General features: G+C 66.2%; 16 protein-coding genes and 1 tRNA gene. 12 read left to right on the forward strand and 5 right to left on the reverse strand.

The window, feature by feature from the left end; translation table 11 throughout:
* Window positions 1-9 precede the first annotated feature (9 nt).
* The 11 genes from ACF3NP_RS09185 (at window position 10) to ACF3NP_RS09235 (ending at window position 8,938) form a co-directional block, all read left to right on the forward strand.
* The gene (locus ACF3NP_RS09185) at window positions 10-1,257 is read left to right on the forward strand and encodes a M1 family metallopeptidase (RefSeq protein ID WP_181890079.1); all 1,248 of its coding nucleotides are present in this window, start codon (window positions 10-12) and stop codon (window positions 1,255-1,257) included.
* On the forward strand, window positions 1,254-2,432 hold the full coding sequence (locus ACF3NP_RS09190; RefSeq protein ID WP_181890080.1) for a hypothetical protein: 1,179 nt from the start codon (window positions 1,254-1,256) through the stop codon (window positions 2,430-2,432). Before ACF3NP_RS09185 ends, ACF3NP_RS09190 begins: the two co-directional genes overlap by 4 nt.
* A 6-nt stretch (window positions 2,433-2,438) precedes the next feature.
* Complete coding sequence (gene rfbB / locus ACF3NP_RS09195; RefSeq protein ID WP_181890081.1) at window positions 2,439-3,428, forward strand: dTDP-glucose 4,6-dehydratase; 990 nt, start codon at window positions 2,439-2,441, stop codon at window positions 3,426-3,428.
* 31 nt (window positions 3,429-3,459) lie between these two features.
* On the forward strand, window positions 3,460-4,221 hold the full coding sequence (locus ACF3NP_RS09200; protein WP_181890082.1) for a hypothetical protein: 762 nt from the start codon (window positions 3,460-3,462) through the stop codon (window positions 4,219-4,221).
* Between the two features lie 188 nt (window positions 4,222-4,409).
* Window positions 4,410-5,732, forward strand: a complete 1,323-nt coding sequence (locus ACF3NP_RS09205; RefSeq protein ID WP_181890083.1) for a sugar nucleotide-binding protein — start codon at window positions 4,410-4,412, stop codon at window positions 5,730-5,732.
* A gap of 15 nt (window positions 5,733-5,747) precedes the next feature.
* Window positions 5,748-6,611, forward strand: a complete 864-nt coding sequence (gene rfbA / locus ACF3NP_RS09210; protein ID WP_181890084.1) for a glucose-1-phosphate thymidylyltransferase RfbA — start codon at window positions 5,748-5,750, stop codon at window positions 6,609-6,611.
* A 3-nt stretch (window positions 6,612-6,614) separates the two neighbouring features.
* Complete coding sequence (locus ACF3NP_RS09215) at window positions 6,615-6,863, forward strand: toxin (protein WP_181890085.1); 249 nt, start codon at window positions 6,615-6,617, stop codon at window positions 6,861-6,863.
* A gap of 5 nt (window positions 6,864-6,868) precedes the next feature.
* On the forward strand, window positions 6,869-7,087 hold the full coding sequence (locus tag ACF3NP_RS09220) for a hypothetical protein (protein WP_181890086.1): 219 nt from the start codon (window positions 6,869-6,871) through the stop codon (window positions 7,085-7,087).
* 24 nt (window positions 7,088-7,111) lie between these two features.
* Window positions 7,112-7,888, forward strand: coding sequence for a glycosyltransferase (locus ACF3NP_RS09225; RefSeq protein ID WP_392398638.1), 777 nt, complete (start codon window positions 7,112-7,114; stop codon window positions 7,886-7,888).
* A 13-nt stretch (window positions 7,889-7,901) separates the two neighbouring features.
* Window positions 7,902-8,591: a glycosyltransferase family 2 protein gene (locus ACF3NP_RS09230; protein WP_181890088.1), complete on the forward strand. Its 690-nt coding sequence runs from the start codon at window positions 7,902-7,904 to the stop codon at window positions 8,589-8,591.
* Window positions 8,588-8,938 carry a DUF2304 domain-containing protein gene (locus ACF3NP_RS09235; protein ID WP_181890089.1) on the forward strand — a complete coding sequence of 117 codons (351 nt, stop codon included), beginning with the start codon at window positions 8,588-8,590 and terminating at the stop codon, window positions 8,936-8,938. Before ACF3NP_RS09230 ends, ACF3NP_RS09235 begins: the two co-directional genes overlap by 4 nt.
* On the opposite strand, the gene ACF3NP_RS09240 is transcribed toward ACF3NP_RS09235, so the two are convergent.
* The 3 genes from ACF3NP_RS09240 to ACF3NP_RS09250 are packed head-to-tail and all read right to left on the reverse strand — an operon-like array spanning window position 8,935 to window position 11,488.
* Window positions 8,935-9,555, reverse strand: coding sequence for an MBL fold metallo-hydrolase (locus ACF3NP_RS09240; protein WP_181890090.1), 621 nt, complete (start codon window positions 9,553-9,555; stop codon window positions 8,935-8,937). The two genes, ACF3NP_RS09235 and ACF3NP_RS09240, sit on opposite strands and share 4 nt — an antisense overlap.
* Window positions 9,555-10,652 (reverse strand): S-(hydroxymethyl)mycothiol dehydrogenase, encoded by a 1,098-nt coding sequence (locus ACF3NP_RS09245; protein WP_181890091.1) that lies wholly within the window; start codon window positions 10,650-10,652, stop codon window positions 9,555-9,557. The genes ACF3NP_RS09240 and ACF3NP_RS09245 overlap by 1 nt, the downstream gene beginning before the upstream one ends.
* A gap of 11 nt (window positions 10,653-10,663) precedes the next feature.
* Entirely contained in the window at window positions 10,664-11,488 is an 825-nt protein-coding gene (locus ACF3NP_RS09250) for a GDSL-type esterase/lipase family protein (protein ID WP_338026669.1), read from the reverse strand.
* A gap of 53 nt (window positions 11,489-11,541) precedes the next feature.
* Between ACF3NP_RS09250 and ACF3NP_RS09255 the strand changes: the two genes are divergently transcribed.
* The gene (locus ACF3NP_RS09255) at window positions 11,542-13,167 is read left to right on the forward strand and encodes an AMP-binding protein (protein ID WP_181890092.1); all 1,626 of its coding nucleotides are present in this window, start codon (window positions 11,542-11,544) and stop codon (window positions 13,165-13,167) included.
* On the opposite strand, the gene ACF3NP_RS09260 is transcribed toward ACF3NP_RS09255, so the two are convergent.
* Together ACF3NP_RS09260 and ACF3NP_RS09265 are read right to left on the reverse strand one after the other, a co-directional pair.
* A tRNA-Thr gene (locus ACF3NP_RS09260) sits at window positions 13,167-13,239 on the reverse strand. The genes ACF3NP_RS09255 and ACF3NP_RS09260 overlap by 1 nt on opposite strands.
* Window positions 13,240-13,305: 66 nt before the next feature.
* Window positions 13,306-14,505 (reverse strand): DNA polymerase III subunit delta', encoded by a 1,200-nt coding sequence (locus ACF3NP_RS09265; protein WP_181890093.1) that lies wholly within the window; start codon window positions 14,503-14,505, stop codon window positions 13,306-13,308.
* Between the last annotated feature and the right edge of the window lie 28 nt (window positions 14,506-14,533).

Below are 14,533 nucleotides of genomic sequence, written 5' to 3' on the forward strand. Positions count from 1 at the left end.
CCCGGCGATATGAGTAACCTGAGGCTTCGCTCCACCCCCATCCCCGGCACCCGCGACCGCTACACCGGCGTGGAGTTCAACCTGGGCTTCCACGTCACGCACTACAACCTGGATTTCGACTACAAGGTGGCCCCGAACCGTCTCGAAGCAACTGCGACCCTGACGCTGAACACGTGGCGCGAGCTGAACCACCTCACCCTCGACCTCACCCAGGGCCTGTCGGTGCGCCGCGTGGAGGCGTCTAACGGCTTCGACGTCAAGCGCTACCGCCACCACGGCGGCAAACTGCGCATCACCTTCGACCAGTTCATCCCGGTGGACACTGAGCTGCAGCTGACCATCCGCTACGCCGGCTCCCCGCGCCCGCGCCGCACCGCCTGGGGCATGCTGGGTTGGGAGGAGCTGGACAACGGCGCACTGACCGCCAACCAGCCCAACGGCGCGCCGTCCTGGTTCCCCTGCGACGACACCCCGGACGAGAAAGCCACCTACACCTTCAACGTGCGCGCGGACCGCGGGTACGTCGCGGTGACCAACACCACCGCCCGCCCGATGGCGACCTACCTGGCCACGGTGCAGGTGGGCCAGTTCCACCGCGTTGATTTAGGGCGCAACACGGTGGCGTGGCTGCCGGCGGCGACCCAGGTGGGCGATTTGGACAAGCAGCAGGCCATGCTGGACTACTTCGAAACCGTCTTCGGGCCCTACCCGTTTGAGAACTACCAGGTGGTTGTGCACGAAGAAGATCTGGAGATCCCGCTCGAGGCCCAGGGGCTGTCCATCTTCGGCGTGAACCACCTGCGAGGCAACGAGCGCCTCATCGCGCACGAGCTGGCGCACCAGTGGTTCGGCAACTCGCTGGGCATCGCGCAGTGGGAGGACATCTGGCTCAACGAGGGTTTCGCCTGCTACTCCGAGTGGCTGTGGGCGGACTTTTCGGGGCAGATGCCTATCGACGCCTCCGTGCGCACCCACTACGACAACATCACGCCCATGCGGTTTACCCTGGCCGACCCGGGCGCGCGCGACATGTTCGACGACCGCGTGTACAAACGCGGCGCCATCACGCTGCACGCGCTGCGCCGCAAAGCCGGCGACCCGGCGTTTTTCGCTGCGGTCCGGGACTACGTGGCCCGCGGCGCCCACGGTGTGGTGGAGCCCTTCGACCTGGTCAACGCGTTCGCGCGCCAGGGCATCGCTGTCGGCGACGTGATCGACGCGTGGATCAACCACCCCGAACTTCCGGAGTGCCCGTGAGAAACCTCTCCCTGGCCACCATCTTCGCCGCGGCCAGCGGCTTTGTGGTCATGTGGATCGCCAGCTGGGCGCTGGACGCGGAGCACGGCTACAACTCCTTTTTGGCCTACTGGGGTCTGTTTTTCGCCTGCACCGGGCTCATCGACGGCATCACGCAGGAGACCACCCGCGCCGTGGCAGCCTCCCGCGAAACGGACGTGCGTGGCAGCGCCAACCCGTGGAAGCTCGGCGCTGCGGTCGGCGCGGTTGTCGCGGCGGTGGTGCTGCTGGCAGGGGTTTTCGCCATGGGCCGCATCGTGCCCACCCACCCCGGCACGGCCACGGGCTTGTTGGCGTTGGGCCTGATCAGCTACGCCTTCCAGGCGGTGCTCTCCGGCGTCTTGAGCGGCTCCGGGCTGTGGAACCGCTACGCCGCGCTGGTCGCCCTGGACTCCGGCGTGCGCCTCGTGCTGGCCGTGGTGGTGTGGGCGCTCGGCGGCGGGCTGGTGGAGTTTTTGATCATCACCGTCATCGGCGCGCTGAGCTGGGCGGTGATCCTGGCGCTCGCCCCGGTGCGGGTGCACCTGGACGTGGACCGCGGGGCGTTTCTGCGCCGCGTCGGCTCCGCCATGGTGGCCTCCGGGGCGTCGGCCGCGCTGATCACGGGCTTTCCCACCGCCGCCTCCGCCGCCTTCCCCGCCGCAACCGCGGGCGCGACCGTTGCCGCGGTCAACAACGCCGTCATGCTCACCCGCGCGCCAGTCTTGGTGCCGCTGCAGCGCTTCCAATCGGCGCTGGTGGTGCGCTTCGTCGAGCGCCGCGGCAGCATCTACAGGGCGCTCGCCGCGCCCGTCAGCGCGATCTTGGGCGTCGGCCTCATCGGCTTCGCGGCGGCCTGGCTGATCGGCCCGTGGATCCTGCGGGTGGCGTACAAGCCGGAGCTGTTCGTGGGCGGCCTCACGCTGGGCCTGCTCACCTTCGCCTCCGCGTTCATGGGCATGCTCATGATCACCGGCGTGGCCGTGCTTGCCTTGGAACGCCACGGGTTCTACGTCGCCGGCTGGCTCGCCGCCACCGCCACCGCGTTCGCCGTGCTCTTCCTCGCGCCGTGGGGCGTTGCCACAACCGTGGTGGTGGCGCTATTCGCCGGGCCGATCGTCGGCGCGCTCGTGCACCTGGCGGGCCTTGTAAGGTAGCTGGCCATGGAACGTTTGCTTGTCACTGGCGGTGCGGGGTTCATTGGGGCGAATTTTGTCCGGCAGGCGTCGCAAAGCTTCCGCGTCACCGTCGTGGACAAGCTCACCTACGCAGGCACCCGCGCGAACCTGCCCGAGGGCATCGAGTTCGTCGAGGGGGACATCTGCGAGCAATCGCTTATCGACGAGCTCGTGGCCGCCAACGACACCGTCATCCACTTCGCCGCCGAATCGCACAACGACAACTCGCTGCGTGACCCGTCCGCGTTCGTGCACAGCAACCTTGTCGGCACGTTTGCACTGCTGGAGGCGGTGCGCAAGAGTGATAAGCGCCTGCACCACATCTCCACCGACGAAGTGTTCGGCGACCTCGAGCTCGGCGGCACTGACGCGTTCACCGAGACCACGCCGTACAACCCCTCCTCGCCCTACTCAGCGACGAAGGCCGGCTCCGACCACCTCGTGCGCGCCTGGGTGCGCTCGTTCGGGGTGCGCGCGACGATCTCGAACTGCTCCAACAACTACGGGCCTTACCAGCACATAGAGAAGTTCATCCCGCGCCAGATCACCAACATCCTCACCGGCCAGCCCGCCAAGCTCTACGGCACCGGTGCGCAGGTGCGCGACTGGATCCACGTGGACGACCACAACGACGCCGTGCTGGCGATTTTGGAGCGCGGTTGCATCGGCGAGACCTACAACATCGGCGCGAGCTCGCCCGGCTCCGGTGACGCTCACGTCACGAACAAGCAGGTCATCGAGACCATCTGCGAGCTCATGGGCGGCGAATACGTCCACGTCGCCGACCGCCCCGGCCACGACCAGCGCTACACCATGGACGCCACTAAGCTGCGCCGCGAGCTCGGCTGGGCGCCGAAGCACACGGACCTGCGCAGCGGGCTGGAGCAGACCATCGCCTGGTACACCGACAACCGCTGGTGGTGGGAAAACGATAAGGCAGGCATTGAACGCGGGTACGCGCAGCGGGGGCAGTGATACACTGACCTGCAGAAAAAGGGGGGGCGACATGAGGCATCGGCGAAGGCTTCTGCTTACAGCAGAGGTATTCTTTGTAACCGTCGGGCCGTGGATTTTCACCCTGGTAGGAGGAATTTTCCTGTCCGCCGCAGCCGCAAACCACTCGCTGGGAGAGCTAATAGGTGTTGGTTCCTTCTGGATCGGAGCGCTGCTGCTTCTCGTCGGTGTCGGCCCGCTAGCTGTCTCAACTACTCACGAGCGCTGGCAGCGCGAGGAAAACGAGTCCAAGCATGAACGCGAATTCGCTACAAACCAACTTGCTGCCTTTTCCATTGCGAAACTGCCGGTGTCTGACCAATTAGACAAACAGGATCGAATCGACGCGTATGAAAGCGCTTGCGATGAGCTTACAAACGCACTGGCAGAAGAAGTTTTTGGAGCATTCAACCCGAGAGTGATCTATTTCGAGCACGGCGAGGATGAGAACGGGGACGAGACGCTAGTCCCTAAGTCCTACTCTGGGTGCGACGACGACCTGCCCCGGACCCATAAAGTGGGTGAAGAACGGTTTCAGAGAATGTTGGTGCTCGTTAGATCTGACGCAGAAACCGAACGTCAAAACGGTATTTCTGGGAGGAAGTACCGCAGCTTCGTCTCGGCTTCAGTGTCGGGATCAGGTGGTAGCCTGGCGTATGGTTTGCTCACCGTAGACACCACGATGAGCATGGACTTCGACGAACGAGACGAATCCAATCTTTTGACTATTGCGCGCTTGCTTGCAGCGTTCCGAGATGCAGCGGACCGGCCGTGAACCATGAAGGAGTGAGTTACATGAGCACCAATTTTTCGCCTAAGGCGATACGACTGGACCAAAAAACCGTTGATGCTCGCCGTCAGCGTCTTGAAGCCAGTCGCAGAGTCAATGCCGAGAAAGCCCGGAAGCGGGCAGAATCCAATGCACGAACAACGCGGAAGCTTCTGGGGTTCTAATCATCCATCGTGAATAGCAACAACCCCACCATCGACGGCCTCGAGGTCCACCGGCTCACCGTCCACGAAGACAACCGCGGCTGGTTCAAAGAGAACTGGTCCGGCCAAAAACTCACCCCGAAGCAGCACAACGTCAGCTTCAACGCCCGGCGGGGTGCGACCCGCGGCATGCACGCCGAGCCGTGGGACAAGTGGGTCTCCGTGGCCACCGGCCGCGTGTTCGGCGCGTGGGTGGACATGCGCGAAGGCTCCGCCACGTTTGGGGAGAAGTTCACCTGCGAGATCGGGCCGGACACCGCCGTATACGTCCCGCGCGGCGTGGCCAACGGCTTCCAGGCGCTCGAGGACAACACCACCTACATCTACCTGGTCAACCAGCGCTACTCCCCCGGCGGCGCGTTCTGCTCCTACAAAGAAGTCGACTGGCCGCTCGAGCCCACCGAGCTGTCCGCCAAGGACCTCGAGCACCCCATGCTTATCGACGCCACTCCGCTCCCCCCACGCCGCATCCTCGTCACCGGCGCCAACGGCCAGTTAGGGCGCGCGCTGCGCCAGATTTGGCCCGAGGATCAGGCCCACTTCGTGAGCCACGACGAGTTCGACATAACGAACCCGCCCAGCATCGACTGGGCGGACTACTGGGCCATCGTGAACTGCGCCGCCTACAACGACGTCAACGGCGCGGAGGACGACCGGGCCGGGGCATGGGCGGTGAATGCGGCGGCGCCGGCGGAGCTTGCGTCGATAAGCAATGCCCACGACCTGACGTTGGTGCATGTCTCCTCCGACTACATCTTCGACGGCAGCGTCGAGGTGCACGACGAGGCGGAGGTGCCGTCACCGCTGAGCACGTACGGCGCGTCGAAGGCCGCGGGCGACACAGCGGCGCAGGTGGCGCGGAAGCATTACGTGGTGCGCACGAGCTGGGTGTTCGGCGACGGCCGCAACTTCATGTCCGTGATGGCCGACCTCGCGGACAAGGGCGTCGCGCCGAAGGTCGTGTGCGACCAGCGCGGGCGCCCCACCTGGGCCGAAGACCTGGCGAAAGGCATCGCGCACCTGCTCGACACGGGTGCGGAGTACGGCGTGTACAACATCACCTCCGACGGCGACACAGTCACGCGCGACGAGATCGCCATGGCCGTGTTTGTGGCCGTCGGCGGCGACCCCGCGGACGTCCACCCCGTGACCACCGAGCAGTACGGCGCCGAATTCGGCGTGGAAGCGCCGCGCCCGCGCGAATCCACCCTGGCGCTGGACAAGATCACAGCCGCGGGTTTCAGCCCGACGAACTGGCGCGCGGCGCTGGCGCTCTACGTCGCGCTGCGGTAGCTAGACTTCCCTGTCATGAAGGGCATCATCCTCGCTGGCGGCTCGGGCACGCGCCTGTACCCGATCACCCAGGGCATCTCAAAGCAGCTCATGCCCATCTACGACAAGCCGATGATCTACTACCCGCTATCCACCCTGATCAGCGCGGGTATTCGCGAGATTTTGATCATCACCACGCCGGAGGACCGGCCGAACTTCGAGCGATTGCTTGGCGACGGCTCACGTCTCGGCGTCATGCTCCACTACGCCGAACAACCTCGCCCAGAGGGGCTGGCGCAGGCGTTTTTGATCGGAGAGGAGTTCATCGGCGACGGCTCGGTGGCGCTCGTGCTCGGCGACAACATCTTCGACGGCAACGGCATCTCGGAGGCGCTCGGGCGTGTGCGCGACATCGACGGCGGGGCGATCTTCGCCTACGAGGTCTCGGACCCGCAGCGCTACGGCGTGGTCGAGTTCGACACCTCCGGCACCGCGCTGTCCATCGAGGAGAAACCGGAGGCGCCGAAGTCCAACTTCGCTGTGGTGGGGCTGTACTTCTACGACAACGACGTCGTAGAGATCGCCAAATCCATCGCACCGTCGGCGCGCGGGGAGCTGGAGATTACCTCCGTCAACGAGGCGTACCTGCGCCGCGGCGACCTGAAGGTGCACCGCCTGCACCGCGGGGACGTGTGGCTGGACACCGGCACCATCGACTCGATGAGCGAGGCCAGCGCCTACGTCGAGGTGCTGCAGAAGCGCACCGGCACCGTCATCGGCTCGCCGGAGGTGGCGGCTTACCGCGAGGGCTTCATCGACGCCGCGCAGCTGGAGGCCCTAGGCGAGCAGGTGTTGAAATCCGGCTACGGCCGCTACCTCATCGACGCAGCAAGGGACTAGACAATGCAGAAGAACTCGCCGCGGATCTTGCCGTCCGCACATAAGCACGGGGCGAGCTCTGATGACATCCTCCAGGCGTGGAAGCGTTATGTGAAGCAATTCGTCGAACGGGATGACCCACTCAAGGTCATCCGTATCGGGTTCGATTCCCAGGCAAGGCTGTTAGAAATTGGCGGTGAAATATACGCTGATGGCTCAGAGAAGATTTTCCACGCCATGCCGGCCCGTAAACGTTACTTGGAAGGAATGTGAGCGCAATGACCCCTGAAGAAATGCGCACCGCTGAGGATTTCGAGCGGGGCTGGTCGGACGAGCGCATTCGCAGCGCCGAAGTGTCCTGGGGCCCCGGCCTGGTGGACATGCTGCCGCCGGCGCTCGCCGAGCGGGTGCAGGCGCGGGCGCGCAAAGAAGGAACCAGCGACTTGTCGGTCATTGAAGCGGCGCTGTCGCAGTACCTCGACAACAGCGCCGCGTAGACAATGGCGAGGATTACGGCACTGGTGACCGTCTACCACGGCACCGACGCGCACGATCTGCAGCGCGCCCTCGACTCCCTGCAGGCACAGACGCGGCCGGCGGATGAGCTGGTCATTGTGGCTGACGGGCCGGTGGGTGAGGGGGTGCGGGAGGTCGTCGCAAAGCAAGATGCCCGGGTGATTTGGCTGCCGGAGAATGTGGGCGCGGGCCCGGCGTCGCAAGCCGGGCTGGCCACGATCGATTCCGAATACACCGCGCGGTTGGACTCCGACGACGCCGCGAAACCCGAGCGCTTCGCCCGGCAGCTGGAGTATTTGGAGGCGCACCCGGAGGTCGGCGCGCTGGGCAGCGCCGTCGAGGAGTTCGCGCAGACCCCGGGCGACACCGGGAGGGTGCGCGCCCTGCCGGAGAACCCGCACGCCTACGCGAAGATGAACTCGCCGGTGAACAACCCCTCGGTGATGCTGCGCACGCGAGCGGTCAAGGAGGTCGGTGGGTACCAGGACGTGCACTTCATGGAGGACTACGACCTCTACGCGCGCCTGATCGCCGACGGCTGGCAGGTGCGCAACCTGCCCGAGTCGCTGACAGACTTCCAGGTCACCGACGCGCAGTTCGCCCGCCGCACCGGCCGCGAGATGCTCGCCGCGGAGGCGAAAATGCAGCGCAACCTGGTCTCCTACGGGCTGATTTCGCGCCCGCGGGCCGCGTTCAACCTGGCGGCGCGCACCGCGTACCGCGCGCTACCCACAGGTTTGCTCCGGCGCGTGTACGCCGCTTTGTTCCACCGCGGGAGGTAACCTAACTTCCGACATGAGCGGATTTTCAGACACTTGGCTGATCGTGCCTTGCTACAACGAGGGCACGGTCATCTTCGACGTGCTCACGCACGCGCGCGAGACGTTCCCCAACATCGTGGGCGTCAACGACGGCTCCGTCGACAACTCCGCGGAGCAGATTCGCGCCGCCGGCGCCCACCTAGTGGACCACCCGGTCAACCTGGGCCAGGGCGCGGCGATCCAAACCGGCGTGGAGTACGCCCGCAAACAGCCGGGCGCGCAGTACTTTGTCACCTTCGACGCGGACGGCCAGCACCAGGAAAAAGACGTCGTGCGCATGATCGAGCGGCTGCGCACTGAGCCGTTGGACATCATCGTCGGCACGCGTTTCGCCGGCCAGGACAATTCGCAGGTGCCGTGGATCAAGCGGGCGGTGCTCAAGACGGTGGTGATGCTCTCGCCGCGCACGAAGAAACTCGGGCTCACGGACGCGCACAACGGGTTGCGCGCGTTCAACCGCAAGGTGGCCGAGGAGATGAACATCCGCATGAACGGGATGTCGCACGCCTCGGAGATCGTCTCCATGATCGAGAAACACGGCTGGCGCGTGGACGAGGAGCCGGTGGACATCCTTTACACGGAGTACTCGATGTCGAAGGGCCAGTCGCTGATCAACGGCGTGAACATCCTCGCCGACGGGCTCGTTGCAAGGAGGTTGCCATGATTCAGGCGTTGTTGCTGCTCGCGGTTGTCGCGTTGGCCTGGTACTTCTTTGCTAATCGACGCAAAGCTAACGCCAAAGCCTGGGTAAAAATCGGCTTCGCCCTCATGATGGTGGCGGCGGTGTGGGCGATTGCCCGCCCCGACGATGTGACCGTCGTGGCGAACTGGCTGGGCGTGGCGCGCGGCACCGACCTGATGCTGTACGTGCTGGTGGTGGCTTTCTTCTTCGTCACCGTCTCCACGTGGACGCGTTTCCGCGAGCAGGAGTTGCGCTACGCCCGCCTGGCCCGCGCCGTCGCGTTGCAGAACGCGCAGGCGCCGGAGCAGGACGCGGACGCGGAGCGCTAGAAGCCGCGGCGGATCCACTCCTCCAGGTGCGGGGCTTCCGCGCCGATGGTGGTGTGGTCGCCGTGGCCGGTGCGCACCACCGTCTCCGCCGGCAGGTCCAAAACGGATTTCTGCAGGGAGCGGATGATGGTGTCGAACGAGGAGAACGACCGGCCCGTCGCGCCCGGCCCGCCCTGGAACAGGGTGTCGCCGGAGAACAGTTCGCCGGCTTCCTCGGCGTAGATGACCACAGAGCCCGGTGAGTGGCCCGGGGTGGACATGACGCGCAGGTCGGTGCCGGCGATGGTGAACGTGGCGCCGTCGAGAAGCTGGCGGTAGTGCGCGCCCGGGTTCTGGCGCTGCCAGAGGAACCCGTCGGTTGGATGCAGGTACACCGGGGCGTCGACAAGCCGCGACAGCTCGGGCGCGGCGTCGATGTGGTCGGAGTGGCCGTGGGTGGCCAGGATGCCCTTGACGCGGCGGTTGCCCACCGCCTCGGCGATGGCTTCGGCGTTGTGGGCGGCGTCGATGATGTAGACCTCGGAGTCGTCGCCGGCGATCCAGACGTTGTTGTCCACCTCCCACTCGCCGCCGTCGAGCTTGAACAGGCCGGAGGTGACGACGTTGTCGATGCGCATTAGAACTCCACCACGCTTCGCAGCACGTCGCCGCGCTTCATCTTGGCGAAGGATTCCTCGATGTCGCCCACGCCGATGCGCTCGGAGACGAACTCGCCCAACGGGAAGCGGCCCTGCTTGTACAGCTCCACGTACGTGGGGAAGTCGCGCTCCGGCAGGCAGTCGCCGTACCAGGCCGGCTTGATGGAGCCGCCGCGGGCGTACAGGTCGATCGCGGGGATGTCCACGTGGTCCGTCTGGTTGGGCACGCCGACCATGACCATGCGGCCGGCGAGATCGCGGGAGTAGAACGCCTGGCGCCAGGTGGGCTGGATGCCCACCGCGTCGATGGCCACGTCGGCGCCGAAGCCGCCGGTGAGCTCGCGCACGGCCTCGATCACCTCGTCCTCGCCCATGTCCTTGGCGCAGATGGCGTGGGTGGCGCCGAACTTCTCGGTGGCAACGTCGCACTTTCGCTTATCGACGTCTACAGCCACCACCGTCGTCGCCCCCGCCAACGCGGCACCGGCCACAGCCGCAAGCCCGACACCGCCGAGGCCGAACACGACCACGGACTCGCCGCGCTGCACGTCGCCGGTGTTCACGGCGGCGCCGAGGCCGGCCATGATGCCACAGCCGAGCAGGCCGGCCGCTGCCGGGTCGGCCTCCGGGTCGACCTTCGTGCACTGCTTTTCGTGCACGAGGGTCTTCTCTGCAAAGGAGCCGATGCCGAGTGCGGGGGTGAGCGGAGTGCCGTCGTCAAGCGTCATGCTCTGCGAGGCGTTGTGGGTGTTGAAGCAGTTCTTCGTGTCGCCCTTGCGGCAGGCGCGGCACTCGCCGCACACCGCGCGCCAGTTCAGCACCACGAAGTCGCCTTCTTGGACGTGGGTGACGTCCTCGCCGATCGTTTCCACGACGCCGGCCGTCTCATGGCCGAGCAGGAACGGGAACGCGTCCTCGATGTCGCCGTCGCGGTAGGCCAGGTCCGTGTGGCACACGCCGGTGGCCTGGACCTTGACCACGACGTCGTTGGGGCCGGGTTCGGGGATCACAATGTCCACGACCTCGACCGGGGCGCCCTTTTCGCGGGCGATTACGCCTTGAACAGTCTGTGTCATGTCCCCCAACACTACGAGCGGGCGATGACGTTTGCCACGTGCTCGTGTCCGCGCTGGTTAACGTGGATGGGCAGGTTGCCCGGGCCGCCGTAGAAGTCCACCAGGCCGGCCCACATGCGCGTGTTGTCGGGGGCGCACATGTTGTTGTTCCACGTGGAGGGTTTCAGGTCCAAAAACTCCACGCCGGCGGCGCGGGCAGTGTCCACCTGCATCCACTGCGCGAGGTTCTCCCAGCGCTGCACGTCTTGGAAGCGGGTCCAATCGGAGACGTTCGGGGCGATGTGGAACAGGCACACGCGGTCGCCGGCGGTGATCTTCGGGTAGCCCACGATCTGGATGCGCGCGTTCGGCGCGGCGGCGCGGATGCGGTTGATCTGCGGGACCATGTAGCGGGTGAAGTCGCGGCGGATGTCGGCATCCGGGCGCGAGGTGTTGTTGTACGTGTCGTTGAAGCCGACGGAGATGATCACGCGCGCGGTCGCTGGGGACAGGCCGCGGTCCGCGATCGCGCGGTCCACCTGCTGGAACAGGCCCGGGCCCTTGGAGATGGTCACCACGCCGGTGCAGGAGTAGTCGCGGGCGGCCAGGCCGAGCTTGGCGGCGGAGCGCTTGCCCCAGTTCGTCGGCGAGGTCGGGCACCAGGTGCCGTTGTCGGAGCGCCCGCGCGGGTCGAGCCCCAGCTTGCCTGCGGCCCACTGGCCCATGTTCGGGTCGGAGATGACAGAGTCGCCGAAGATGACCATGTTGCGGTCCTGCGCTTGCGCCGCCGGGGCGAGCGGGGCGAGAAGCGTGGCCGCCGCAACGAAGGCGGCGGCGATGCGGCGGGAAAATGACACGGCGAAATCCTTTCACAGGGGGAACTTGCGTAACAGTAGGCTACATTATCCACATGCGACCCACCCATCGTCCGCTGTTCTTACTCAAGTCTTTCGCCCGCTTCGTGCCCGCCGTTACACGCGCCGGCTTCGTCAGCGCCGAAGGCGGCCCCCGCGCAGCCCTCGCGCTCGCACCCAACCTCGCACGCTACTGGTTCACCACCGCCCGCGAGGTCGAACAAGGTGCCGCCGCCGCACCGGACCGCATCGCACTTATCGACGACACCGGTGTCCTCACCTACCGCCAACTCCGCGACGACTCACGCTCGCTGGCCAAATGGCTCCTCGCGCTGCAAGACGAACGCGGCCTGGACGAGCTTCGCATCGGCGTGATGGCACGCAACGGCCGCGGCATCATCCTGCCGCTGGCCGCCAAAGGCTACGCAGGTGCGCATATCTTCCTGCTCAACATCGGCTCCTCGCCGGAGCAGCTCGCCGGCATCTTCGCCGAAAACGACATCAACGTCCTGTTCATCGACGACGAATTCGCCGACCGCCTCCCCGCCAACACCGACGGCATCACGATCGTCCGCGCCCACGAAGACGGCGGCGAGGGGATTTCGATTGGGCAGGTGGTCCGGATGGACGTCGATAGGCAACTGCCCCGCTGGCCGAAACACGGCAACCTCGTCCTGATGAGCTCCGGCACCACCGGCATCCCCAAAGGCATCGTGCGGCCCGAACCGCGCATGCCGTTCGTGGTCGCCGGCTACCTCGAGGCCATCCCGTGGCGCGCGGGCGACACCGTGCAACTGACCGCGTCGATCTTCCACACCTGGGGCTGGTCCGCCCTGCAGGTGGCGCTGGCGACGCGCTCGACCATTGTCACCCGCCGCATCTTCGACCCGGACGCCTGCTTCCGCGACATCCAGCGCTACCGCTGCGACGGGCTGATCTCCTCGCCCATCTTCTTCAAACAGATGCTGGATCTGCAGGAAAGCTACGACACGTCCTCGCTGCGCTACCTCGCCTCCGCCGGCAACGCCGTCAGCCCCGCGCTGTTGCGCCGCACCACGGAGCGCTTCGGCCCGATCCTGGCCAACATCTACGGCTCCACCGAACTCGCCCTCGCCGCGGCCGCCTCGCCCGAGCAGATGCAGGCCGACCCCACCACCGTGGGCAAAGTCCCGCCCGGCACGGTGCTCAAGCTTTACGACGACCAAGGGAACGAAGTCCGCCCCGGCGAAACCGGACGCATCTTCCTGTACAACGAAACGGCGCTGCGCGGCTACACCAACCCCGCGACCGAGATGGTGGAGATCGACGGCCTGGTGGAAATGGGCGACCTCGGCTACCTCGACGACGACGGGTACCTGCACGTGCAGTCGCGCAACGACGACATGATCATCGTCGGCGGCGAAAACGTCCACCCGCAGTCCGTGGTGGAAGTGCTCGAGGACATGCCGGGTGTCGGCGAAGTGTACGCGCACGGCGTCGACGACGAGCAGATGTTCAAGCGCATCGCCGTGTGGGTGGTTCGCAGCGCCGACATCACCGCCGACGCGGTGCGCGACTGGGTGCGCGCCCACCTGGCCGACCACTCCATCCCCCGCGACGTGCACTTCGTCGACGAGCTGCCGCGCAACGCCGTCGGCAAGGTTGTGCCGCGGTTTCTGCCCGGTTTAAGGCAAAAAAATTGAGCCACCAGCGAGAATCGAACTCGCGACCTTCTCATTACGAGTGAGATGCTCTACCGACTGAGCTATAGTGGCCGGGCATACAAAGATGCACCACCGCGAAAGTGTAGTGCAGCCGAGGGGAACTGAGAAACCGGCAGCTCAGGACACTTTGCAGGCGAGCCTGATCCGGCCGAGCATGCCGTTAAACGCCACCGCCGGCTGCACCTGCTGCGTCAACCGCTCGCGGCACTGCGCGATGGCCTCCTGGCACTCCACCAGGCCTTCTGGGGTGGTGCGCTCCGCGATCTCTCGCGCCAAGCCCTCGTAGTCCGGGTGGATCAGGGCAAGACCGGCGCCGGACTGGATGATCATGGCGTCGCGGTACACCCCCGCCAGGTCCACCAGGACCAGGTCGAACATGTCGCGCTTGCGGCGGGTGCCGCGCTTCTTCTGCTCCTCTTCGAGCGCTTTTATCGACGACGCAACGCCCCCCAACGCCTTGCCCGCACCTTTGCCCTTCGCGCCCATGCCGAGCGCGTTTTCCAGCTTCGCGCGCTCGGCTTCGTCCTCGGCCTTGTGGGCCTCCACGGCCTCTTTCTCCGCCGCCGTGACCAGCGCGCCGACGGCCTGGAACGCCTGCGCGCCGTGGAACACCAGCTCCGCCAGGTTGATCGCCATGGAGCGGCGCTTTTGCACCTGGTCCGAGCGCACCAGCAGCCGCGCACGCCCCACGTGCCGCATCGTCGCGGCCGCGGCAAGCCGGGCGTCGTGCTCGGTCGCGCCCTCCTCCTCGACCAGGATGCGCACAACCTCGTCCTCCGTCGGCGCCGGCACGTACAGGTGGCGGCAGCGCGAGCGCAGCGTCTGCGAGAAGTCCTGCGGATCCGCCGACGGGGCGCACATGATGATCACGGTGTGCTCCGGCGGCTCCTCCACCGTCTTCAGCAGCGCGTCGGCGGCGTCGGTATTCAACCGGTCGGCGTTTTCGATGACGATGACGCGCCAGGCGGCGACCGTCGGCAGGCGGGCCGCCTGCGGCACGATCGTGCGGCGCACGTAATCCACCGGGATGTTCACCCGCTGCGGCACCACGTGCAGCAGATCCGTGTGCGTGCCCGCCAACGCCAGCCGGCACGCGTCGCAGCGCCCGCACCCGATCTCCACCGGGTCCGTGCACATCAGCGCCGCCGCGAACGCCAACGCGGCCTGCGAGCGGCCCGCTCCCGGAGGGCCGGTGAAAAGCCAGGCGTGGGTCATGGCGTAGCCGTCGCCAAGCCTTGCAGCCTTGGCCGCCGACATGATTGTCTCGCGCACCGCCGGAGTACCGGCAAGCCGCTCACTGACGCTACGGGTAGTCACGGATGATCACAGTACCCGCGCGCTAAGG

The sequence above is a fragment of the Corynebacterium lehmanniae genome (genome assembly GCF_043161975.1).
In the GTDB taxonomy this organism is placed as follows: domain Bacteria; phylum Actinomycetota; class Actinomycetes; order Mycobacteriales; family Mycobacteriaceae; genus Corynebacterium; species Corynebacterium lehmanniae.

Excerpts from the sequence above, each read along its gene's own strand:
- ACF3NP_RS09240 (WP_181890090.1), bottom strand. The coding sequence starts at position 9,555 with ATGCGCATCGACAACGTCGTCACCTCCGGCCTGTTCAAGCTCGACGGC.
- rfbB (WP_181890081.1), top strand. The coding sequence starts at position 2,439 with ATGGAACGTTTGCTTGTCACTGGCGGTGCGGGGTTCATTGGGGCGAAT.
- ACF3NP_RS09220 (WP_181890086.1), top strand. The coding sequence starts at position 6,869 with ATGACCCCTGAAGAAATGCGCACCGCTGAGGATTTCGAGCGGGGCTGG.
- ACF3NP_RS09245 (WP_181890091.1), bottom strand. The coding sequence starts at position 10,652 with ATGACACAGACTGTTCAAGGCGTAATCGCCCGCGAAAAGGGCGCCCCG.
- ACF3NP_RS09200 (WP_181890082.1), top strand. The coding sequence starts at position 3,460 with ATGAGGCATCGGCGAAGGCTTCTGCTTACAGCAGAGGTATTCTTTGTA.
- ACF3NP_RS09230 (WP_181890088.1), top strand. The coding sequence starts at position 7,902 with ATGAGCGGATTTTCAGACACTTGGCTGATCGTGCCTTGCTACAACGAG.
- ACF3NP_RS09235 (WP_181890089.1), top strand. The coding sequence starts at position 8,588 with ATGATTCAGGCGTTGTTGCTGCTCGCGGTTGTCGCGTTGGCCTGGTAC.
- ACF3NP_RS09185 (WP_181890079.1), top strand. The coding sequence starts at position 10 with ATGAGTAACCTGAGGCTTCGCTCCACCCCCATCCCCGGCACCCGCGAC.
- rfbA (WP_181890084.1), top strand. The coding sequence starts at position 5,748 with ATGAAGGGCATCATCCTCGCTGGCGGCTCGGGCACGCGCCTGTACCCG.
- ACF3NP_RS09255 (WP_181890092.1), top strand. The coding sequence starts at position 11,542 with ATGCGACCCACCCATCGTCCGCTGTTCTTACTCAAGTCTTTCGCCCGC.
- ACF3NP_RS09215 (WP_181890085.1), top strand. The coding sequence starts at position 6,615 with ATGCAGAAGAACTCGCCGCGGATCTTGCCGTCCGCACATAAGCACGGG.